The organism is Propionispora sp. 2/2-37, assembly GCF_001298735.1.
Lineage (GTDB): Bacteria > Bacillota > Negativicutes > Propionisporales > Propionisporaceae > Propionispora.
Genome location: NZ_CYSP01000010.1, coordinates 62776 through 85074, shown reverse-complemented (window position 1 = coordinate 85074; position 22299 = coordinate 62776). Strand labels below are relative to the sequence as shown.

Sequence of the window (22299 nt, the reverse complement as noted above, 5' to 3'; positions counted from 1 at the left end):
TTAGGAGGATTTTATTATGAAAAAGCTAGCATTACTGCTTCTTTCCCTTCTGGCATTAACGCTATTATTTGCCGGGTGCGGCAGCAGCGACAAAGAAACAGCCAGTACCGCCGCTAAAACTACGCTAAAAGTGGCCGCAACACCTGTACCGCATGCCGAAATTTTACAAGTGGTAAAACCGCTGTTGGAAAAAGAAGGCATTGATTTGCAAATTGTTGAAATGAATGATTACGTGCGGCCCAACATGGCTGTCGCTGAAAAGGAACTGGATGCAAATTTCTTCCAGCACACCCCTTACTTAGAAAAATTTAGTGCCGAACACAATTTGCAGCTTGCCAACGTAGCCGGTGTCCATATTGAGCCCATGGGCGTCTACTCCAAAAAAATTAAAAGCCTGAATGACCTGACTGACGGTGCGCAAGTAGCCATTCCCAATGATCCTACCAACGGCGGGCGTGCTCTGGCCTTACTGGAAAAAGCCGGTGTTCTTAAGTTAAAAGAAGGCGTGGGTATTAACGCTACTGCCAAGGATATTGTTGACAATCCGAAAAACCTGAAAGTAACTGAACTCGAAGCTCCACAGCTTCCCCGTGCTTTGGATGATGTGGCGATAGCCGTGATCAACACGAACTATGCTTTGGAAGCCAAATTAGTTCCAACCAAGGATGCCCTGTTTATCGAACAGAAGGATTCTCCTTATGTTAACATTTTGGTTGTTCGTAAGGGAGATGAAAATCGCCCGGAAATTCAGAAACTGGTAAAAGCCTTAACATCAGAAGAAGTTAAGAAATTTATCAATGATAAATTTCAAGGGGCAGTTGTTCCTGCTTTTTAGTAACCTCTTCTACTTAATAACGGCTCCCATTCAGTCATTAAACTTTTTAATTATTATATATTTATCTTTTATAAATAAGAAACTCACATGCCTAGCGCATGTGAGTTTCTTATTTGACTTTGCATAAAGATTGGTTATCTGCCGTAAACGGCATTTTTCCCCGCCAGCCTCTTGTTACGTTGAGTGCTTTTTGGGTATTGCCCGGAGCAGGATATTTCTCAGCCACGACAATAATGAATGGTTTTCAAAAAACAAAAAGATAATGGGTATACCAATCAACGTAAAGAAGGTAGAGGAAATCAGTCCGCCAATGACAACCCAAGCCATACTGACCCTGGTCTCAGCCCCTGCCGTTATAGCCAATGCCGTCGGCAACATTCCTGTTATCATCGTCAGGGTAGTCATAAAAATAGGCTTTAATCTGGTCTTACCGGCTTCAATAATCGCATCCCGCGCGTTCATCCCTTTGTCGATCAAAGTTAAAGTATAATCCAGCAGCAGTGTTCCGTTTTTTGCCACCACTCCGTCCATTACCAATATCCCAATTAAAGAATACAGGTTAATCGTATTGCGGGTGACTGCCAGAAAAACCAATGACCCGATTAAGCCAAAAGGGAGCGAAAACATTCTGATGAAAGACGTGGAAAGTGATTCATATAGAGTGGATAACAACATATATACCAATATCATCGATAATCCAAGCGCCTGAGCCATTTCCGCAAAGGTACTGCTCATATTCTCCGCCTGACCGGTAAAACGGTAAGTTACATTGGTTCCTAGATCTTCCGGTTTTATGCTATTCCTGATATCTTGCAACACTTCCTGCAGGGGGCGGTCAGTTACATTAGCGGCAATATTGATGGATTCCTGTTTATCAACCCGCCGCAACATAACCGGTCCAACCTCATCCTGCAAACGGGCCACGTCGCTCAGTTTCACCAATCCATTACCGGACTGGACCGGTATGGAGCTTATATCGGATGCCTTAAATCCGTCACTATTTTTAAGCCGTACGTAAATATCGGTGTCCTGGCCGTCATTGGCTGGATCGTTAGCATAATAACCGGCCAGTGTTCCGGCTACTGCTCCCGAAAATACATTATTTACCTCATTAACTGTGGTATTGAAAAATCTCAGCCGTTCCCGGTCAACTACCAGTCTTATTTCGGGCATGCCTTCACTATAGGAACTCCGGATATCTTTTACACCGGGGACTTTGGACACAACATCCTGTATTCGATATGATGCCTTAACGAGATTGTCCAAACTGGCTCCTCTGATTTCAATTTGCACAGGAGAATTATTAGGCCCTCCTCCGCCGGTTCCGCTGCCTCCCGATACACCGGCAATGGAAGACTGCGTTTCACTGACCTGCACCGTTGCCTGCGGAAAATTTTGATGGAGATGCTGACGCACCTGGTCGGTAACCTGCCAAATACTCCGGTTTCGCTCCTTCCGGTCAATCATTTGAACGCTGACGCTGCCATAATTGCCCGCCGGAGTGCCTACACTGGACAGATAATTCGTTACCTCCGGTATTGTCGTAAGATACTCTTCTATTCTCCTTACTTCGGAATTGGTTTGATCAATATTCTGTCCTACCGGAAACTGCACCATGATCCGGAAACTTCCTTCATCGGTCTTCGGCATGTATTCAGATCCGATAATTCCCAATGGAACAAAGGAAAGGGAAACAATAAACAGGATTGTTATCGTTGTAATCACCCTGACCGGATGATCCAAGCTCCAGCGCAGCAAATTTTCATATTTCAGAATAGTCCCTTGCTCCAATCGGCTCATAAAAGCCCAGAGCCTGCCCCTCGGTTCTGCCATTCCGTTTTTATAGAATCTTGATGCCAGCATCGGTGTTAAAGTAAAAGAGACAAAGAGAGAACACAAGGTAGCAAAAACAATAGTAAGACCAAATTGCCGGAAAAACTGCCCGGTCATCCCGTTCATAAAGGCGATCGGCATAAAGACCACTACATCACACAATGTTATGGCCAGAGCAGCCATGCCAATTTCCGTTCTACCTTCCTCAGCCGCTGTCCTGGCATCCTTGCCCATTTGAAAATGGCGGTGAATATTTTCCAGCACCACAATGGAATCATCCACCAGGGTACCGATACATAAGGACATTCCCATCAGTGACATCATATTAAAAGTAAAACCAGCCATATACATAACGAAAAATGTAGATATCAATGAGGTAGGGATAGCAATCAAGACCGCCATTGTGGAACGCCAGCCCCGTAAAAACAGGTATAGCACCAGACCGGTTGTAAACAGTCCTTCAATAAGTGCTTCCAGCGTATTATGCAGGGAATCCTGCACATAACGGGAAGCATCAGTAATAACGATAAATTGATAATCAGGATACTCAGCACGTAATGTATCCAGTTGTTCTTTAGTCGCGTTGGCCGTATCCACCAAGTTAGCATTGCTATTTTTGTAAACGGTCAGCGATACTACATCCTGCCCGTTGGTCCGGGCATAGCGTGTAACCCGCTGATCTTGCTCTGTCACCGTTGCCAGATTGCTCAAGGGTATGTTTACCCCTCTGGCGTTGGTAACATGAATGCCTGCCAATTCTTCCGGTGAAGCGTACTGCGCCGTCAAACGCACATTTGTTTCCGTCTTGTCATCAAATACCGAGCCTGCCGGGGTTAAAAGATTCTCCTGCTGAATCCGGTTAACGATAGAACTTAAGGAAATATTGTAATAAGCTAATTTATCTTTGTCAACTTCAACGGCAATCTCCTTATCCCGGCCACCAAACAGGGAAACATCCGATACTCCGCTGGCTCTTTGCAGCCGCTCAGCAAAAACGTCATCGGCCAAAGCATATACCTCTGACAACGGTTTGCCGGAAACGACAGAAATTTCCATAATCGGTGCGGCATTGATGTCCCGCTTGATAACAGACGGCGTTTTGACCCCTGTCGGCAGTTTACTCATTGCCGCATTAACATACTGTGTTGCATCAACAGCCGAAGTGTCCACATTGGCCCAGAATTCGAATTCCAGCGTTATCTGCGCTTTTTCCGGACGAGCCACCGAGGTAATATGCTTCAAGTTGGAAAGAGAGGAGAGGGAATTTTCCAAAGGCTTGATAACATCCTGTTCGACTTGTTCCGTACTGGCTCCCGGATATTCTACTGTTACTGTGACATAGGGTATATTAATTGACGGTAGTAATTCCACGCCAATACGGTAAAAACTAAATAATCCTAATACGACAAACAGCAGGACAATCATCGAAATACCGATCGGTTTTTGAATGGAAAAGCGGGTTATGTTCACTGACTGTCACCCCGATTATCCAGGGCAACCGGATTAGCCTTAATTTTCAGACCTGACCGCAATCGCGAAAGATTGCTTACCGCAATTTTTTCTCCTTCCTGCAAACCCTCTAATATTTCCACATTTTGATCGCCTCTTGCCCCGATCTCTACTGCACGTTCCTCCGCAACATTTTGGTCATCAATGACAAAAACGTAACTTTTTCCGTTTTTATCCAGTATCGCTGTTTTCGGAACAACCAGCACCCGGGGTCGCAAAACACTCTGAATAACGGTCCGGGCAAACATGCCTCCTTTGATATCCGGAGCCGGATTGGTAAGATCAATACGTAAAGAAAATAACAAATTGGAGCTGTCGCTTGCCGGACTGATATAAATAATTTTGCCAGGAAATTCCCTGCTTAAAGCTTCGAGCTGCACATTTACCTCCATACCTGTCGACAAAGCAGGCAAATCTTGTTCTGACACCTGGCAATCCACAAAAATTTTACTATTATCCACAACGGTCATTAGCTTTTGCCCAGCTGTAACCATAGAGCCAATTTCTGCCTGGCGGTAACCGATAACTCCGGAAAACGGCGCCCGCAGGATTAGATCATTCCTTTGTTTTTCGGCTGCGCTTACGCCATGTTGAGCCTTTTCTGCAGCTGCACGGGCGGCTTCTACAGTAGCCGGTACAGAATGGGCGTTCATTTGATTGACCAGAGAATCCAAAGTTGCCTTGGCATCAATCATTTGCTGTTCATTTGTGTCAAGAGCGTCCTTTGCAATGCCGCCGGCCTCATATAGGGTCTTGTAGCGCCGGTAGCTGGCCAAGGCCCTGTCATAATCGGCTTTTGCCCTATTATAATTGGCTCTAAAAGCTACATCGCTATTTATCGCATCGGCAGTTGCCTGTTGATAGGCCGCCTGATTTTGCGCAATAGCCAGTTCGGCATCACCGGTATCTTGTTCAATCAATACTTGCCCTGTCGTTACCGGTTGACCTAACTCCGCATTAACCGCAACAATTTTCCCCTGATATTTTGCGGATATGTCCACCTGTGCTTTCGGCACTGTCTGTCCTGTCAGTGAGATGCGTTTTAGCAAATCAGTACGTGGCACCGTCAACACATCTACCATTGTTTGCGGTATCTTATTACTATCACGGCTACCGGAAGAACTATGTACAAGCCGAAAAACAACCAAAAGACCTAAACATAAAATGACCGAAAATCCGGCAATCCATAAAAATTTTCCCCTTTTGTAACTTTTAATAAGCGGTAGCATAATTCACCCTCTCCCAAATATCTGCCGAAGCCAGCAATAAGTGTTTTCCTGCTATTTAGGCATTATAAATTATTATATTTTAAAGCTATGACAAAAATATGACATCACCATATGTCACCGTTCTATTAAAAGAAAGGCTTGAGTTTTAATTAAACTCAAGCCTTCTAAGTTATTTAGACCAAGCAGTTTTCAAGCGCCCTGTCACGAGACCAATCCTTCATTCTTTACTTGGCATGGTTTGAATCATGGCAAGCAAGCCTTTGGCCGATTCCTGAGGCCCTTTCTGCTCCCAGCCTTTTATGCTCAAACGGGTACGCATTTGCCCAACAAATACATCTTTTTTGAAGAATTGCGCAAAGTATTTCTGTGCAATGACTTCATGCGTTTCACGGTATTGAGGCGGTCCAAACACATTGGCAAAATAAGTATGAACCAGACCGGTAGAAGTCGTGGTCCCCTTACTCATAACCGCCCCGGAACGGAACACCTTAATCGCTTCCTCCGGCGAGGTAAACCGTTCTATAACCGGATGATCTTCGTCAATTTCTTCGAAGTTATTGCAATACAGAACAAAATCAATCTTGTGTCCTTTAATCACATTATCATAGGATGTAACCGGTAAGATGGTACGGGCGTTTTTCTGACTGGGATTCATGATAATAGCCCGGTCAAGCTGACCGAAAGCATAGCCCGGATTCAAATCGTCCAATCTTACATAAGCGCCGACTTCTGTTCCATAGGCAATAATATCGCCATGATCATCAATAGACAACGAACCCATATCATCCGCAATAACAATAATGTCCTGAATGAATTCCTGGCCAAGCACGCGAAAAGCTTCTAAAGTTTCCGATTTGCCCGCACCCGAATCCCCCATAACCAAAACATTAGCTTCTTTATTGCCTTTTAATACAATTCTAAACATAGCGCCGTGAAACGGCATTTTTCCGGCACGCATCATACGGATATTATGTAATGTCAGCGCCATTTTCTTCAGATAGCCGAAATAACCGAATTGATCACGATTGGGAACAGCAGCAACAAACATGTCATTTTCTTCATCATCAAAGAAAACAGTTGGTAACGGTGCCAGTTCATCCAAAACATCACCAGGCACTCCGAATAAATAAATGGCATCGGGCTTCTTTTCCAAATCAACATCATTGGCAATTTCGAATAAATTGCACAGCGAAAATCCTAAATCGTAAAATTTTTCATGAAAATAAATATTAATTAAAAGAGGACCCACTTTAGCTGGAAAGCAAAGCCATTCATCAGTATTAATATCCACCAAATCCAGAGGATTTTTGTATACCCGTTCAAATTTTCCCGTTCTCTTGTTCATTGGGGGATCTAATACCAATGGAGGATTTAACAGTATTTGCCGGATAACAGGTACCTTGTCCAGTTTCTTATAAATATCACCGCTATAAGGGATGTCCTTACATTTACCGATTGCCGCCAATTGGGCACCGGCTTTAACCTGACGGAATACGTTAGGATGCTTTTTCGCCACATTATCCTGCAGATCCCGGTATATTTTACGCACCAAATTAGTCAATTGATCTACTGTAGTATTAAACGTACGATATGGACGCTTATCCAACTCATCATCATCGGAGTTACAAATAACAAAGCGGTCAAAATTCCGCCAGAAATTGTATAAATACTGGATAAAATCATTCAACAGCATCGGGTTTTTGGCAAATTGCTCAGAACCTTTCACCACGTTGACAACTAAATCAATCGGCATTTTGGAAGCATAAATCAGCGTGTCAATTAACAGCCTAATATCTTTGTCTGTGATATCATTTTTATTGGTGAAAATATCCAAAAGAATAGAATTTCTCTTTGTCAGATCTCTAATTGCCATTTTTACTACCCGGGCAAATAAATCGCTTGACAATAACTCTTCCGGCGTATCACATACTCTGTCTTTCACTTTAATTATAACTTTCTTCTCAAATATTTTACTTGAGATAATATTCATAACCTAATCGCCCCTTTCCATACGGCAGCCACTTCACTTATAAAGCAGATTAACCCTATTGTATATTTTAACCCCGTTTTTCAGTTTAACACATTGAAATCTAATGCTCAAGAATTAATCTCAAAATCATGCACAAAGATGCATAAATATCAGCAGGGTAAACCGGCAAACTATCTTCCTTGATTTAAGCAGGCCTGCCACCGGATTAGCTTATCCCGCTCTTACCCTGTTTTAGTTGAACTCATTCTTTTGTCGAATAAATTGCAGCAGCCACTTTAGCAGGGGAGGAACAGCCAAAAGAATAAAAACCAGCCTGAATATTTGATAGGCTATAATAACCGATAAATCGGCATGCAGTATCATAGCTGTCAGTCCCATCTCCGTCATACCGCCTGGCGCCGTACTCAAAAAAGCAGTCACTAAAGAATAGGAATGCTGTGAACTAATCAGATAACCTAATACTAAGGAAAACAGCACCACGCCAATGGCCCCCATAAGCGTATAGGGGAAAATACTCTTCCAATTTGTTAAACTCTGTAAATTCATACCGGTCCCCATGTAAATACCCACTGCCAGCTGGGCAGGCAGTACGACCTCATCAGGCGGCAAAGGTGCAGCAAACCCTGCCAGCACAGTACAAGCCGTACCCAGTAGAGGGCCCAGCATATACGGCGTCGGCAGCTTAAAAAAGGCAGCCGCAACAGCACTAACCAGACTGACTGCAGCAAATAATCCATAATCTCTTTCATCGGCAAATGCCGTATTAACGGTAACAAAAGTACTCGTATCCGTGCCTGGGGCTAATCCATGTATCGCAAGAAAAGGAACAATAAATACAACGGATAACAAGCGGACAGTCTGCATAAATGTAACCACCGTAATATCGGTATCGGCAAGCTCTTCGCCAAGCACGACCATCTGCGACAATCCTCCTGGGACACTGCCGACAAGACTGCTTGAAAGGCTGATACCGGTCTGACGCGCGGTAAAATAGCCGATACCCATACTTATAAAAACGGTAGCCAGCGTTGCCGCCAGCATTGTTGGAAGCTGCAGCACGATTTGCCGCCCGGTCTCCAGAGTAAACGGGCTTCCCATAATAAACCCTAATACAATCAGCCCGGCATTTCTAAGCTTCACAGGCCAGTAGACCTTTCGTTTAGCCAGCGCATTCCAAAGCATTACAGCTGATAAAGGCCCCAGCATCCAGGGCAGCGGAATATGAATATAACTAAAAAGAACGCCGCCCATTACAGCAATAAGCAGCGTCTCAAAACTGCGACCCAGCATAAATCCACCTATTTTCTGCACATCCCATGAATAACAGACAAAACCTGCAGTATTCGTTATCGTTTGGCCACCCCATGAAGAAACAAATCGGCTATCATCCGGGAACATTCTTCGGTGTCACCGGCAAGTTTTTGGAAGACAAGCGTAACAATGACACTGAACAGGCCGTACGCACATTTAACCACATCGCACTCCCTGATGACCCCCTTATCGATCCCCTCAACCAGCACTTTCTCAAGCATCCCGATCGTATCCTGAAATTCTTTGTGGTATTTTTCACTTTGTTCCGGTGTAAAACCGGTATGGCTTTCATTACCAAAGCCACGAACCTCATGCATCATAACACGCCATAAGTCGGCATTTACTATATAAAAATCCAAAAAAACTTTAATCATTGCTTCGATCTTATCAAAAGGCGTCTTCTCCGAACAAACGATTTCATCCAGCTTTTTTTCAAAAGGCAGGCTGCGTTCCTTGATTAGGGTATAAAACAATTGCTCCTTATTAACGAAATAATTGTAGACCGTTCCCTTCCCCGTATCTGCCAAAGCAATGATTTCATCAACAGTTGCACGATGATAGCCATTGCGGGAGAAAACTATATAAGCAGCATCAAGAATCTGCTGACGTTTACTGCGCGTATCCGAATGTGATAGTACTGCTTCTCGATTATAACTCATAGTAGCCTCCATACCGACTGACTCAAATTGAGCGGACAAAACTTAACCCAGCACCGTCATTCATCAACCCCGCCCTTTCTATTCTTTAACTTCTGCATAATCTGTTAAATTCCCTTCTTTCCGCCCTGTTTAAACAGCCAAATGGCCCCGGAGGTTGAACCAGGGCCATTTGGCTGTTTGCTTGCGACATAAAGATGTATCTGTACACAACTGCCACTACCGGTTCATGGCCCGATGAGCAATATCCGTTCTGAACTGCATGCCATTAAAACCGATACACCGGACAGCCTCATAAGTTTTCGTTACGGCAGCGGCAATAGTTCCTGCCGTAGCAGTAACTCCCAGCACCCGGCCGCCATTGGTGACAACAGCATCCTTAACTGCCGCCGTACCGGCATGGAATACGTAAGCTCCCTGCTGTTTTGCCGCTTCCAGGCCGCTGATGGGATCATGTTTGGCATAATTTCCCGGATAACCGCCGGCAGCCATAACCACACAAACGGCAGCTTCCTGCCGCCAGCTAACCATATTTTCTGAAAGAGTTCCTGAAGTACAAGCTTCCATAATATCGACCAAATCGCTTTCTAACAGCGGCAATACCACCTGGGTTTCCGGATCGCCAAAACGGGCATTAAACTCAATGACTTTAGGGCCCTCGGCCGTAATCATCAGTCCGGCATACAGGCAGCCGCGATAGAGCCGTCCTTCGGCACGCATAGCATCGACGGCAGGCTGAAGAATCTCATGCACGATTTTCTCCTTCATAACAGCCGTTACGACCGGTGCCGGTGCATAGGCTCCCATTCCGCCCGTATTGGGTCCCTGGTCTCCATCAAAGATCCGCTTGTGATCCTGGGCCGCCACCATAGGCACAACTGTTTTCCCATCGGTAAAAGCCAATAAGGATGCCTCTTCACCGCTTAAGAATTCCTCAATTACAATTTGACTGCCTGCAGTACCAAATGCCTGCTCACGCATAATTGTATCCACAGCTTGCAGCGCTTCCTCCACTGTCATAGCTACAATAACACCCTTGCCGGCGGCCAGACCGTCTGCTTTTACAACAATCGGCGCCCCCTGCTTTTGTATATAGAAAGCCGCTTCATCGGGGTTATTAAAAACAGCAAAACGGGCAGTAGGTATATTATATTTCTGCATAAGCCCTTTGGCAAAGGACTTGGAACCTTCCAGTTCTGCCGCGGCCTGCGTAGGACCAAACACAGTTAAGCCTTGCTTATGAAAATAATCAACAATCCCGTTAGCCAACGGCGCCTCCGGCCCAACAACTGTCAAATTCACCCCATGTTTCTGCGCAAAATCCGCTAACGCCCGGTTGTCCTCCATATTCATGGAAATACATTCGGCAAGCTGGGAAATTCCCGGATTGCCGGGTATGGCATAGATCTTTTCCACCCGTGGACTCATTTTTAATTTCCAAACTAAGGCATGTTCCCGACCACCGCTGCCAATCACTAAAATTCGCACAATTTCACCTCTTGATACTGATCACTTAAGTTTGGCTTTATCCATATCATGATTAGTGTTTAAAATGACGCATTCCGGTAAAGATCATGGCAATACCGTGTTCATCAGCTGCCTGAATTGAATCGGGATCTTTAACGGAACCGCCGGGCTGAATAATGGCCGTAATCCCGGCAGCAGCCGCTGTGTCCACGGTATCACGAAACGGAAAAAACGCATCCGAAGCCAGGACAGCACCTTTTGCCTTCTCGCCTGCCTGGGTCAAGGCAATGGCAGCGGCACCGACACGGTTCATTTGTCCGGCGCCGACTCCCAAAGTCCGGTTACCGGCAGCTACCACAATGGCATTGGATTTCACATGTTTTACCACCCGCCAGGCAAGCATGAGCTGTTCCCATTCCGCCTGTGTCGGCGGACGCTTGGTGACCACTTTCATATCTTCCAGAACGGCATCCCTGGTATCCTTATCCTGTAATAAAATACCGCCGGAAACTTTCTTAATATCAAATTGCTGGCTGTCTGTTTCGGGCAGCTCTGCTGTCAGCAAACGGATGTTTTGTTTTTTGGTTAAAATAGTTAAGGCCGCATCGCTGAAAGACGGAGCGATAACCGCTTCGATAAATATCTTGCTGATCTGTTCGGCAGTAGCTGCATCGACTTCACGGTTCAGACCGACAATGCCGCCAAAAGCAGATACGGGGTCGGCTTCATAGGCCGCAGCATAGGCATCGGCCAAGTCTTTGCCAATACCGGTTCCACAAGGATTGGTATGTTTGATAATGGTTGCCGCCGGGTGGTCAAATTCCGACACAATCACATAGGCCGCCTCCACATCAACGATATTATTAAATGACAACTCTTTACCATGCAGTTGTCTGGCATTGGCAATACCGGAACCGTTAACATATTTTTCCCGGTAAAAAGCAGCCTGCTGGTGTGGATTTTCCCCATAACGAAGCCCCTGCACCTTTTCATAGACCGTATGCAGCGTAGCCGGGAAAGGCCCTTCTCCAAGCTGCTGTGCCAGGTACCCTGAAATGCAGGCGTCGTATTCCGCCGTATGATTATACGCCTCCTGGGCCAGCGCCATGCAGAACTCCGCGGAAATTTCACCACCTGCTTGCAGCTGCTTTACAATATCTTCATAGCGTTCCGGATTAACAACCACTGCTACATACTGGAAATTTTTAGCTGCCGCCCGGATCATCGCCGGCCCGCCGATATCGATATTTTCCACCGCTTCTTCCAGCGTCACACCGGCCTTGGCAATCGTCTGCCGGAAGGGATAAAGATTGACGACGACCATGTCAATCCCCTGAATATGATGGCGTTTCATGGCTTCAACGTGCTCGGGATTGTCCCGGATGGCCAATATGCCGCCATGAATATAAGGATTTAAAGTTTTCACCCGGCCATCCATAATTTCCGGAAAACCCGTTACATCACTCACATAAGTAACCGGTATGCCGGCTTCACGCAAGGCCTTCATTGTCCCGCCGGTTGAAATGATATCGACTCCATGTTGATGGAGTTGGCGGGCAAACTCAACAATACCGGTTTTATCAGAAACGCTGATCAACGTCCGTTTAATCTTCATAAAGTTCCTCACCTTTTTCTAAAATGATGACCCGGCGGCCTTCTATTTTTAAACGGCCCTCACAATACAGGGCAATAGCCCGCGGGTAGAGTACGTGTTCAACATGCAAAATACGCTCGGCCAATATTTCCGCTGTATCGTCACTTTCCACCGGCACGGCCTCCTGTAAGATAATCGGCCCGGTGTCCATGCCTTCGTCGATAAAATGTACCGTACAGCCGGAAACCCGCACTCCGTAACGAATAGCCTGTTCCTGCGCATTCTTCCCCGGAAAAGCAGGCAATAGAGAAGGATGAATATTCATAACGCGCCCGGACAACAAATTAACAAAATACGGACTCAAAATACGCATAAATCCGGCCAATATGACCAGTTCCACCTGATGTGCGTTCAGTTCGGCCGCAATGGCGGCTTCCCACTCTTCTTTCGCGGCAAAGTTTTTTCTTTCGATACAGGTCACCGGAACATCCGAATCGGCTAAACGTTTGAGAACATTGGCATTAGGATTATCGCTAATCACCACTCCGATTTTAGCGTTCAGCCTGCCGGCATCAATGGCATCCACTATTGCCTGCATATTGCTGCCACGGCCTGAAGCCAGCACTCCTAATACCTTTTTATTCACCAAATACGCCTCCTTTTAATATAACTTCCCGTGACCCCGGGATAACCCGGCCAATCCGATAAGAAGCTTCTCCCCGTTCGGTTAAATTTGCCTGTACCCTGTCGGCCTGTTCTTCCGGCACAACCAAAATCATACCGATCCCCATATTAAAAGTCCGGTACATCTCCGTCCAAGCAACCTGCCCCCATTCCTGCAGCAAAGAGAAAATAACCGGCTTGGGCCAAAGAGTGGTATCGATTTCCACTGCACAATGGTTGGGCAGCATCCGCGGAACGTTATCATAAAAACCGCCCCCGGTAATATGCACCATACCCCGGATATCAAAGCTCGCAAGCAACGGCAGGCAGGCTTTCGGATACAGGGTAGTCGGCACCAGAAGTTCTTCGCCGATGCTTCTTCCCAGTTCCGGTACGGCATCATCAACTGCCAGTTTTTTGACATCAAAACAAATTTTCCGGACTAAAGAAAATCCGTTGGAATGCAAACCGCTGGATGGTAAACCAATTAATACGTCTCCCGGTGTAATCCTGGCACCGGTGATAATTTTTGATTTCTCCACCACACCTACCGCAAACCCGGCAATATCATATTCACCCTGTTGATAAAAGCCGGCCATTTCGGCCGTTTCACCGCCAATCAATGCACAGCCGGATTCCCGGCAGGCATTTGCTACACCGCTGACAATATCGGCCACCTTTTCCGGTTCCAGTTCGCCTACCGCCAGATAGTCCAAAAAAAACAAAGGTTCCGCTCCCTGTACCAGGATGTCGTTGACACACATGGCAACCGCATCCTGCCCAATGGTATCATGTCTGTCCATCATGAAAGCAATGCAAAGTTTGGTACCCACACCATCAGTGCCCGACACTAGAACGGGCTCGCGGTATTTTGCGGTGTTCAAACCGAACAAGCCGCCAAAGCCGCCAATATCTCCCAGCACCTCCGGGCGGTAGGTTGATTGCACCTTTTTTTTGATTAAATCGACGGCACGGTTTCCGGCATCAATGTCAACACCGGCCGCACGGTATGTTAATGCTCCTCCGGCGGTCAATATATCCGGATTTGAAGCTTTTCTTTCACCCACACTTATCCCTCACCTATCTTAAATATACCAAATTTCCATCATACCAATCAGCGGTTTCTGGCAACCCGTTGTTCAAAAACAAATTTATTACTGCCGCATGAAGATTCCCCAGGTATGCTGGCAGGATAACAGCTGTTAAAACAAGCATAACACATCTTATCATAATGTATATTCTGAATGGAACGATATAAACCCTCCAGCGACAAATAGTGCAAAGAATCAGCGCCGATATATTCTCTGATTTCTTCCACTTGTTTGCTGGCAGCAATCAGTTCTTTCCGCACCGCCGTATCAATCCCATAATAACAGGGATATGCAATGGGCGGAGAACTAATACACATATGCACGGATTTGGCCCCTGCCTCTTTTAACATCCGGACTATTTTTCCGCTGGTGGTGCCACGCACAATGGAATCATCCACCATAATAACCGATTTGCCTTCAACCACTGCTTTAACGGCATTCAATTTAATCCGGACTCCCAAATCACGTTTCTTCTGCTCCGGCTGGATAAAGGTCCGCCCAATGTAACGGTTTTTCATCAACCCTTCGGCAAAGGGTATTTCCGCTTCCCGGCTGAAGCCATGAGCCGCAGTAGTTCCGGAATCCGGGACGGAAATCACAATATCGGCCCGGTAGCCGCTTTCCCGGGCCAATTGCCTTCCCATTTCAAAACGAGCCTGATACACACTCTGTCCGTCAATCACGCTGTCCGGACGGGCAAAATAAATATATTCAAAAATGCATAACGCTCGTGTATCATTATTAGCAAACCGGTGAGTATGCAGCCCCTCTTCATCAATAACCACCATTTCACCGGGTTCAACATCACGGATCAGTTCAGCACCGACGGTATCCAGCGCACAGGATTCCGACGCAATGACCCAGCCGTCATGAAGCTTGCCAATACACAGCGGTCGGAATCCATGCGGATCCCGGATACCGATCAGTTTATTTTCGGTCATAATTACCAAACAGTAAGCGCCCTCAATATTGGTAAGGCTTTCCATAATCTTTTCCTCAATAGTGGACTTGCGCGAACGGGCAATTAAATTAACAATCACTTCACTGTCAATGGATGTCTGAAAAACACTGCCGGTCTCTTCCAGTGTTGCGCGCAGTTTTTGCGCATTGGTCAGGTTACCGTTATGGGCCATCGCAATATGCCCGCCGGAATAAGTAACCATAAGCGGTTGCGTATTAATCAGCAGACTGGAGCCGGTGGTAGAGTAACGCACATGCCCGATAGCAATACGCTGTCCTTCCATATGAGGAAGCTGGTGGCGAAATACTTCATTAACCAACCCCATTCCCCGGTGTACATCCATCCAGGCACCATCGGTGATAGCAATACCCGCGCTTTCCTGTCCGCGGTGCTGCAGAGCATACAAGCCCCAGTAGGTGCTTAACGCTACATTATCCGCAGCCGAGTAAACCCCAAATATTCCACATTCCTCATGCGGTTTGTCGCTTTCCACTATTTCGTACATCATGCGGTCTCTCCTGTAAGACGCTGTAATACTTCTCTATATGCTTCTTCCACATTGCCCAGATCGCGGCGGAATCTGTCCTTGTCCATTTTTTGGCCTGTTTCGCTATCCCAGAAGCGACAGGTATCCGGTGAGATTTCATCACCAAGAATAACCTCTCCCTTATGAACGCCAAACTCCAGCTTAAAGTCGATTAATTCCAGTTTTTTTTCTTTTAAATATGCAGAAAGAATTTTATTAACTTTAAGAGCATACTCCGACATGGTTTTCACCTGTTCCGGCGTAGCCAGCCCCATTGCCTGGATGTGATACTCATTAATCAGCGGATCACCCAAATCATCATTTTTATAGTACAGTTCCAGCACGGTGGAAGGCAGTTTAGTTCCCTCTTCCCAGCCAATGCGTTTCGCCAGGCTTCCTGCCGCAATATTGCGAACAACCACTTCAACCGGAAGAATTTTAAGTTCCTTTACCAGCATTTCCCGGTCACTGAGCCTACGGATGAAATGATGGGGAATGCCCTCTTTCCCTAACAGTTGGAAGAAGAAACTGGAAATTTTGTTATTCAGTACGCCTTTATCCGCAATAGTTCCCTTTTTAAGGCCATTAAAGGCAGTAGCGTCATCCTTATAATATACAATATATTCATCCGCTTTATCGGTAGCAAAAATTTGTTTTGCCTTTCCTTCGTACAAAGGTTTTCTTTCCATGAATACTCCTCCTAGTTTATACAGACTTTTTTGCCAAAACCTTAACAGCCTTTTTTTCTACTTCTGCAGCCATATCCCGGCGATGCTGAACAAGTTTATTTTCTATATCGCTTTGCGAAATTCCGAGGATCTGTGCCGCAAATATGGCCGCATTTTTTGCCCCGTTAATGGCCATCGTAGCCACCGGAATTCCGGACGGCATCTGCACGATACTGTACAGCGCATCCACGCCGTTAAGTGGTGTACTGTTGATGGGAACGCCAATCACCGGCAAAGTGGTAAAACTGGCAACAACGCCCGGCAGATGAGCGGCTGCCCCCGCCGCCGCAATAATAACTTTTACACCGCGTTCGCGGGCGGTTGCTGCAAAGGTGTGCACTTTATCCGGAGTACGATGTGCGGATGCCACCATAACCTCCGTCTGTATGCCGAACCCCTCCAACATGTTAATTGCCGGCTCCAGCACAGGCCAGTCGGAATCACTACCCATAATAATGGCAACTTTCATTTTATATCTCTCCTGTTTTTTAGTATCTAACTATTGAATTTATGATATATTTAATTCAGTTTTTCTATATAAACATCCGTTATTTTCAATTAGTAAACCCAGACAGCAGTCGCCCGCTGTCTGGGTAATTATCCTTCCTGCCATTATTCAGACAGGAATACAAAACGCGCCAAAACCAGTACGGCTAACATATAGACAACCCAGTGTACTTCACGTCCACGACCGGTAACCAGTTTTAACAGAGGATATAAAACTAACCCTGCCGAAACACCGTTAGCAATACTGTAGGTAAACGGCATCATAGTAATCGTAAGAAATGCAGGCATGGCTTCGGTAAAATCGGAAAAGTCGATATGACGGACCGATTCCATCATTAAAACTCCTACAATAATAAGAGCGGGAGCTGTTGCCGCATTAGGAATTAAGCCCGCCAAGGGGGCAAAAAACAAAGCAGCTAAAAAGAGTATGCCGCAAACCACGGCAGTTAAGCCGCTGCGCCCACCGGCACCAACACCGGCAGCACTCTCCACATAAGCGGTAATGGTACTGGTCCCCAGCAACGCCCCGAGGCTGACACCTGTAGCATCCACCAGCATGGCCTTGCCTATACCCGGGAAATTCCCTTTTTTATCCATCAAACCGGCTTTCGTTGCCGTACCAACCAACGTCCCCATGGTATCAAACAATTCTACAAAGGTAAAAGTAAAAATAATGGTCAGAAGCCCCATGTGAATAGCCCCCATGATATCCAGCGCAAAAAAAGCATTTTGACTGAAATCGGGTATGGCCACCGGGCTAAAACCTGCGGGGACCTTTACAATTCCCATAAGAATACCAAGCACCGTAGTAACCAATATGCCAATCAGCATTGACCCTTTAATGTTGCGCGCCATCAAAACACCAATAAATAAAAGTCCGAAAACCGCTAATAATACTTCCCTGTCCGCCAGTTTGCCCATCTCAATAATGGTTTCAAAACTCAATGGCGTACCATTGCCGTGGCCGGCAATAATTTTTTCCAGGGTCGGCGGAATCAGCGATAACCGTACGCTCATAATTCCGGAAAGCTTTAACCCGATAATGGTAATAAACAAACCAATCCCCACGCTGATTGCGTGCTTTAAGGACGCCGGCATCCCCTCAACCAGAAGCTGACGCACTTTTGTAACGGTAAGAAGAATGAAAATAAGACCCGAAATAAAAACGGCCCCCAGTGCTACCTGCCAGGAAACCCCCATCCCGATAACTACGGTGAAGGCATAAAACGCATTAAGCCCCATACCAGGCGCCAAAGCAATCGGATAATTAACAAAAAGTCCCATCATGATCGTGACAATTCCGGCACCGAGAGCCGTTGCCAACAACACGGCATTCTTATCCATGCCGGCAGACCCGAGAATACTGGGATTGACAAATAATATATAGGCCATAGTCATAAAAGTGGTAATACCGGCCATCACTTCGGTGTTTACATCGGTTTTGCGCGCTCGCAGCGCAAATAGTTTTTCTAACATATTCTTATTCTCTCCTTAACTCAAAATGACAATACCTGCAATATACTAAGTTTCACCTCCATAAATAAAAAAGACAGGGAGATCGCCTCGATAAACGAGCGAAACTTCCCCGTCCGGGTTTTTATCCCACGGTGTGGCACTACCGCACTGAAGTGCCTGTACCACTTGGTCACAGCCATGCCTGCTCATAGAGAAACCCTCCCCGGCACGCGGAACCCTAGGTACAATTTCACTCGTAGTCAGGTAATTTACGGTCGCCTGGTAGAAACTTTTGAGCCATATCCTCAAATTTATACGAGCAGTATGAACTTACGCTATCATTTTAACAGTTGCCGTCAAAGTGTGTCAACTAAAATGTGAACTTTAACGATGTCAACCACAGTAACGTTCGGATTACGCTAAAAAGGCAGCACATCTCTTTCCAAAGTCCACAGGTGTTTAAATAATCCATTCCGCTGTATAAGTTCATCCATTGTGCCCCGCTCCGCCACTTTCCCCTCATGGATAACCAGAATTTCATCCATCGCTTCCAGCCCCGTAAGCTGATGGGTTATCAGCATACAGCTCCGCCCTTTTATTGCCTGCTGCAAAGCGCTATATACCGCTTTACCCGTCACGGTATCCAACTGTGCATAAGGCTCATCCAAAAGCAAAACCGGTGCATCCTTCAACAGTGCCCGGGCTATGCCTACCCGCTGCCGCTGCCCCCCGGACAGAGCTTGTCCGTGTTGTCCGACTAAAGTGTCATACCCTTGCGGTAGAGAGTGAATAAAGTTGCTTAACGCAGCCTGTCTGACGGCGGATTCCAGTTCACCGTCACTGGCCGACGGTCTGGCCAGCAAAATATTGTCCCTGATACTGGCATTAAATAAATAAACCTGCTGCGGTACAACGCTGAAAAACTCACGGATAGTTTTATCCGGCAGGGTGGCACTATCCATTTCACCGAGAAAAACCTTACCGCCCTCATACTGTCCGAAACGCAGTAAAGCCGCGATCAAAGAACTTTTACCGGCACCACTTGGCCCGACAATGGCTATCTGCTTACCTGCCGGTAAATAAAATGAAACATCTTTTAAAACAACCGGCAGACCTTTTTGATAGCGGAAGTTGAGATTTTCTACCAACAGATCGGTTGCCCGCGGAACCGCTGTCGTCAGGTCACCGGTCGTTACCGGAGCCGGCGGCAGCGAAACCAGCCTTTTGCCCGCCGCCACGCTGTCCGGTAAAAACCGGGCTGCCTGAACCAGCGGACTCACGGCTTCGAAACTGCTTTGCAGGCCTAAAACCAAAGCCGCTACATACACACCGGCAAGTTGTCCTGATTCCACCAGGCTGACGGCAAGCAAAAGAATTCCCCAGACCGATAGGTGTGTAAAAAACACACCGGCAGCCTCTGTTGCGGCAGTAAGCATAGCCGACCGTTCCTGCAATTTGGCTAACTGGGCGCCATAGCTTTCAATCCTTGACAAAATCTGCTCTTTATATTGAAACGCAGTCAATTCGGTCATTCCGTTAATGCTGTCGACCAGGTATCCGTTAAGCCGTGCCTGGGTAAAAACATACCGGCGGCCCTGCCGCCTGTTCCACCAATAGACAGCCAGAGGACAGACCACACCGCAAACCAGATAAGCGGTAATCAGGATATATACCATCGCAGACTGCCCTCCGCCGAGCAAAACACCTGCCCCTGCCATTACTAATACGATCAGCGCAACTACTGGAGGCGCGAGCAAGCGCAAATACATTTCTTTTAAAATTTCGATATCCTGTACAAGCATTGTTAATAGTTCACCGTTTTGTATGGATAAACGCTGCGGCAGTAAAGGTTCCAGTCTGGCATAAACCCAAGTTCGCAAACCAGTCAGAAGTGAGAGGGTTGCCGCGTGGGCGGCATAGCGTTCCAAATAACGTAGTACCGCCCGTGCGAGACCAAAAAACCGTACTCCAACAATGGCTGTCGATAGGGCACTCAGCGGCGGATGCAAGGCAGCCATGGAAATCAAAAAAGCAGACACCGCCAAAAGCGCCGCATTAGCGGCAATCGACAGCACTCCCAGTAAAACTGCCAGGACCATCAGCATCCACGCCGGACGTACGTACATAATTAGCTTCCACAATATTTTCATCTATTTTGTCCCCCGGAATGCAGTGACCATCTGATAATAGCTTTGCCTTCGTTCCATCAGTTCCTGGTGGTTGCCGCTTTCCTCCACCTGCCCCTGCTGCATAACCAGAATACGGTCGGCACGTGATACTGTCGAAAGACGATGAGCGATGATTAACACCGTTCTGTCTCTCATTAAATCGGTAAGGCTTCGTTCCAGCCACTGTTCATTCACAGGGTCCAGGCCACTGCTGGCTTCGTCCAGAATGAGCAGCGGCGCATTTTTCAAAAAAGCTCTGGCAATAGCCAGCCTCTGTCTCTGTCCGCCGCTTAAACTATACCCGCCATCCCCTAGCAGAGTTTCATAACCGTCAGGCAATTGCCGGATAAATTCATGCGCGCCGGCAGCTTCCGCGGCTTTCATCACGGCAGCTAAAGAGGCCGTGCTATTGCCCATCCTTATGTTATCGGCAACCGAACAATGAAACAAATGCGGTGATTGCGGTACGACGGCAACAGCCTGCAGCCATTGATTCAAGGAAAGCTCCTGCAAAACCCTGCCATTTACCCGGATAACGCCTCGCTGCGGTATAATAAATCCGAGCAGCAGGTGAATCAGCGTACTTTTTCCGGCTCCACTGGGTCCCACAATAGCGATCCGTTCCCCGGAACGAACGGAAACCGATACATTCTCCAAGGCTGGAATCATTCTCCCCGGATAAGAAAAGCTGACGTTTTCCAATTCAACATTCAGTTCTTTCGGAAAAGGAAACTGCTCTTTGCCGAACTGCGCCGGGGGATGTTCCTGGTTAAGCAACGAAAAAATCCGGTCGGCTGCCGAAACTGCGGTTAAACCGGAATGAAAATGACTGCCCAGTTGCCGTAACGGCAAATAAAAATCGGGAGTTAATAACAAAACAAACAGAGCCTCTCTAAACTGTATCTGCGAATACAATAGCCGTAATCCAATACCGACAGCCACCAAGGCCGTACTAATCGTAGCCACCAGTTCCAGTACCAGAGCAGAAAGAAAGGCGATCCGCAGGACACCAAGTGTTATTTCACTAAACTCCCGGCTCATTCTGTCAACCACCTTCACCTGTTCTTTACTGCGTCCGAACAGCTTGAGAGTGGCCAGCCCTTCCAAAACATCAAGTAAATGAGCGCTCACCCGTGATAAAACACCCCATTGTTCTGCAGCCTTTTGTTGCGCCCGTTTGCCAATTAAAACCATAAACACAGGAATTAACGGCGCTGTCGCCAGCAGAATACCTGCCGTAACGGGATCGCGCACCACAATAACCGTTAAAATAGACAACGGAATCAGCACAGCAATACAGAGTTGTGGCAAATAACGCGAGAAGTAGACTTCCAGTTGTTCGATTCCCTGGCTAAGCAGGGTAACCAACTCTCCCGTCCGCTCCGGCCCGCCGGAAACAGGACCCATACTGAAAATTTTATCCAGCAGCCGTCGGCGCAGCTCTTGCTTAATCCCCGCAGCCAAACGGTGGCCGACGAACTCCAGCAGCCATACAATGACGGCCCGGATAAAAATAAAAAACAGAAGAATGATCATCCAGTGCCGTATTTCCACTAATCTTAAGCCGGTTAAGAACACCCCGTTTATTACATTTGTCAGATACCATGCCTGTACTATGGCTGACAAACCACCGGCTAAGCTTAAGCCAATCAGTATATATAACAGCCAGCTATATTGCTTTATTTCACGGGCAAGCCGTTTATCAATCATGACAATCCTCCAAACAGACAAACTAGCAAAAGCACAAACAGGCTATATCCCGGTTCATCCGGCAAT

Annotated in this window: 17 protein-coding genes and 1 riboswitch; of the genes, 1 reads left to right on the top strand and 16 read right to left on the bottom strand. The window is 46.7% G+C overall.

Annotation, left to right across the window (positions count from 1 at the left end; all coding sequences use genetic code 11):
- Nucleotides 1-16: 16 nt before the first annotated feature.
- Nucleotides 17-835, top strand: a complete 819-nt coding sequence (locus P22_RS11975) for a MetQ/NlpA family ABC transporter substrate-binding protein (RefSeq protein ID WP_054260474.1) — start codon at nt 17-19, stop codon at nt 833-835.
- 174 nt (nt 836-1009) lie between these two features.
- Here the strand turns inward: P22_RS11975 and P22_RS11970 are convergent, their stop codons facing one another.
- The 16 genes from P22_RS11970 to cydD all read right to left on the bottom strand — a co-directional run bounded on the left by P22_RS11970 (nt 1010) and on the right by cydD (nt 22233).
- Nucleotides 1010-4138, bottom strand: coding sequence for an efflux RND transporter permease subunit (locus P22_RS11970; RefSeq protein WP_054260473.1), 3129 nt, complete (start codon nt 4136-4138; stop codon nt 1010-1012).
- Nucleotides 4135-5406 carry an efflux RND transporter periplasmic adaptor subunit gene (locus P22_RS11965; protein WP_054260472.1) on the bottom strand — a complete coding sequence of 424 codons (1272 nt, stop codon included), beginning with the start codon at nt 5404-5406 and terminating at the stop codon, nt 4135-4137. The genes P22_RS11970 and P22_RS11965 overlap by 4 nt, the downstream gene beginning before the upstream one ends.
- A gap of 217 nt (nt 5407-5623) precedes the next feature.
- Nucleotides 5624-7396, bottom strand: coding sequence for a hypothetical protein (locus P22_RS11960; protein WP_054260471.1), 1773 nt, complete (start codon nt 7394-7396; stop codon nt 5624-5626).
- 231 nt (nt 7397-7627) lie between these two features.
- A complete protein-coding gene (locus P22_RS11955; protein WP_054260470.1) occupies nt 7628-8686 on the bottom strand; it encodes an AbrB family transcriptional regulator in 1059 nt (352 codons plus the stop codon).
- 56 nt (nt 8687-8742) lie between these two features.
- Entirely contained in the window at nt 8743-9366 is a 624-nt protein-coding gene (locus P22_RS11950) for a TetR/AcrR family transcriptional regulator (RefSeq protein WP_054260469.1), read from the bottom strand.
- Nucleotides 9367-9582: 216 nt separating this feature from the next.
- Entirely contained in the window at nt 9583-10851 is a 1269-nt protein-coding gene (gene purD, locus P22_RS11945) for a phosphoribosylamine--glycine ligase (protein ID WP_054260468.1), read from the bottom strand.
- Between the two features lie 52 nt (nt 10852-10903).
- A complete protein-coding gene (gene purH / locus P22_RS11940) occupies nt 10904-12445 on the bottom strand; it encodes a bifunctional phosphoribosylaminoimidazolecarboxamide formyltransferase/IMP cyclohydrolase (protein WP_054260467.1) in 1542 nt (513 codons plus the stop codon).
- Entirely contained in the window at nt 12435-13070 is a 636-nt protein-coding gene (gene purN / locus P22_RS11935; RefSeq protein WP_054260466.1) for a phosphoribosylglycinamide formyltransferase, read from the bottom strand. The genes purH and purN overlap by 11 nt, the downstream gene beginning before the upstream one ends.
- Nucleotides 13063-14154 carry a phosphoribosylformylglycinamidine cyclo-ligase gene (purM, locus tag P22_RS11930; protein WP_304437569.1) on the bottom strand — a complete coding sequence of 364 codons (1092 nt, stop codon included), beginning with the start codon at nt 14152-14154 and terminating at the stop codon, nt 13063-13065. The genes purN and purM overlap by 8 nt, the downstream gene beginning before the upstream one ends.
- 47 nt (nt 14155-14201) lie before the next feature.
- Complete coding sequence (gene purF, locus P22_RS11925; RefSeq protein ID WP_054260577.1) at nt 14202-15644, bottom strand: amidophosphoribosyltransferase; 1443 nt, start codon at nt 15642-15644, stop codon at nt 14202-14204.
- A complete protein-coding gene (gene purC, locus P22_RS11920) occupies nt 15644-16354 on the bottom strand; it encodes a phosphoribosylaminoimidazolesuccinocarboxamide synthase (RefSeq protein WP_054260465.1) in 711 nt (236 codons plus the stop codon). The genes purF and purC overlap by 1 nt, the downstream gene beginning before the upstream one ends.
- A 16-nt stretch (nt 16355-16370) precedes the next feature.
- Nucleotides 16371-16862 carry a 5-(carboxyamino)imidazole ribonucleotide mutase gene (purE, locus tag P22_RS11915; protein WP_054260464.1) on the bottom strand — a complete coding sequence of 164 codons (492 nt, stop codon included), beginning with the start codon at nt 16860-16862 and terminating at the stop codon, nt 16371-16373.
- 143 nt (nt 16863-17005) lie between these two features.
- Complete coding sequence (locus P22_RS11910; RefSeq protein ID WP_054260463.1) at nt 17006-18376, bottom strand: NCS2 family permease; 1371 nt, start codon at nt 18374-18376, stop codon at nt 17006-17008.
- A gap of 45 nt (nt 18377-18421) precedes the next feature.
- Nucleotides 18422-18565 (bottom strand): hypothetical protein, encoded by a 144-nt coding sequence (locus tag P22_RS20560; protein WP_156318944.1) that lies wholly within the window; start codon nt 18563-18565, stop codon nt 18422-18424.
- 27 nt (nt 18566-18592) lie between these two features.
- Nucleotides 18593-18694: riboswitch (purine riboswitch) on the bottom strand.
- An 80-nt stretch (nt 18695-18774) separates the two neighbouring features.
- Entirely contained in the window at nt 18775-20505 is a 1731-nt protein-coding gene (gene cydC, locus P22_RS11905; RefSeq protein ID WP_054260462.1) for a thiol reductant ABC exporter subunit CydC, read from the bottom strand.
- Nucleotides 20506-22233, bottom strand: coding sequence for a thiol reductant ABC exporter subunit CydD (gene cydD, locus P22_RS11900; protein WP_054260461.1), 1728 nt, complete (start codon nt 22231-22233; stop codon nt 20506-20508).
- Nucleotides 22234-22299: the final 66 nt, after the last annotated feature.

What these genes read in the sequence shown, in the direction of transcription:
- P22_RS11975 (WP_054260474.1), top strand. Translation starts at nt 17, where the DNA reads ATGAAAAAGCTAGCATTACTGCTTCTTTCCCTTCTGGCATTAACGCTA.
- P22_RS11965 (WP_054260472.1), bottom strand. Translation starts at nt 5,406, where the DNA reads ATGCTACCGCTTATTAAAAGTTACAAAAGGGGAAAATTTTTATGGATT.
- P22_RS11960 (WP_054260471.1), bottom strand. Translation starts at nt 7,396, where the DNA reads ATGAATATTATCTCAAGTAAAATATTTGAGAAGAAAGTTATAATTAAA.
- P22_RS11955 (WP_054260470.1), bottom strand. Translation starts at nt 8,686, where the DNA reads ATGCTGGGTCGCAGTTTTGAGACGCTGCTTATTGCTGTAATGGGCGGC.
- P22_RS11950 (WP_054260469.1), bottom strand. Translation starts at nt 9,366, where the DNA reads ATGAGTTATAATCGAGAAGCAGTACTATCACATTCGGATACGCGCAGT.
- purH (WP_054260467.1), bottom strand. Translation starts at nt 12,445, where the DNA reads ATGAAGATTAAACGGACGTTGATCAGCGTTTCTGATAAAACCGGTATT.
- purF (WP_054260577.1), bottom strand. Translation starts at nt 15,644, where the DNA reads ATGTACGAAATAGTGGAAAGCGACAAACCGCATGAGGAATGTGGAATA.
- purC (WP_054260465.1), bottom strand. Translation starts at nt 16,354, where the DNA reads ATGGAAAGAAAACCTTTGTACGAAGGAAAGGCAAAACAAATTTTTGCT.
- purE (WP_054260464.1), bottom strand. Translation starts at nt 16,862, where the DNA reads ATGAAAGTTGCCATTATTATGGGTAGTGATTCCGACTGGCCTGTGCTG.
- P22_RS11910 (WP_054260463.1), bottom strand. Translation starts at nt 18,376, where the DNA reads ATGTTAGAAAAACTATTTGCGCTGCGAGCGCGCAAAACCGATGTAAAC.
- P22_RS20560 (WP_156318944.1), bottom strand. Translation starts at nt 18,565, where the DNA reads ATGAGCAGGCATGGCTGTGACCAAGTGGTACAGGCACTTCAGTGCGGT.
- cydC (WP_054260462.1), bottom strand. Translation starts at nt 20,505, where the DNA reads ATGAAAATATTGTGGAAGCTAATTATGTACGTACGTCCGGCGTGGATG.
- cydD (WP_054260461.1), bottom strand. Translation starts at nt 22,233, where the DNA reads ATGATTGATAAACGGCTTGCCCGTGAAATAAAGCAATATAGCTGGCTG.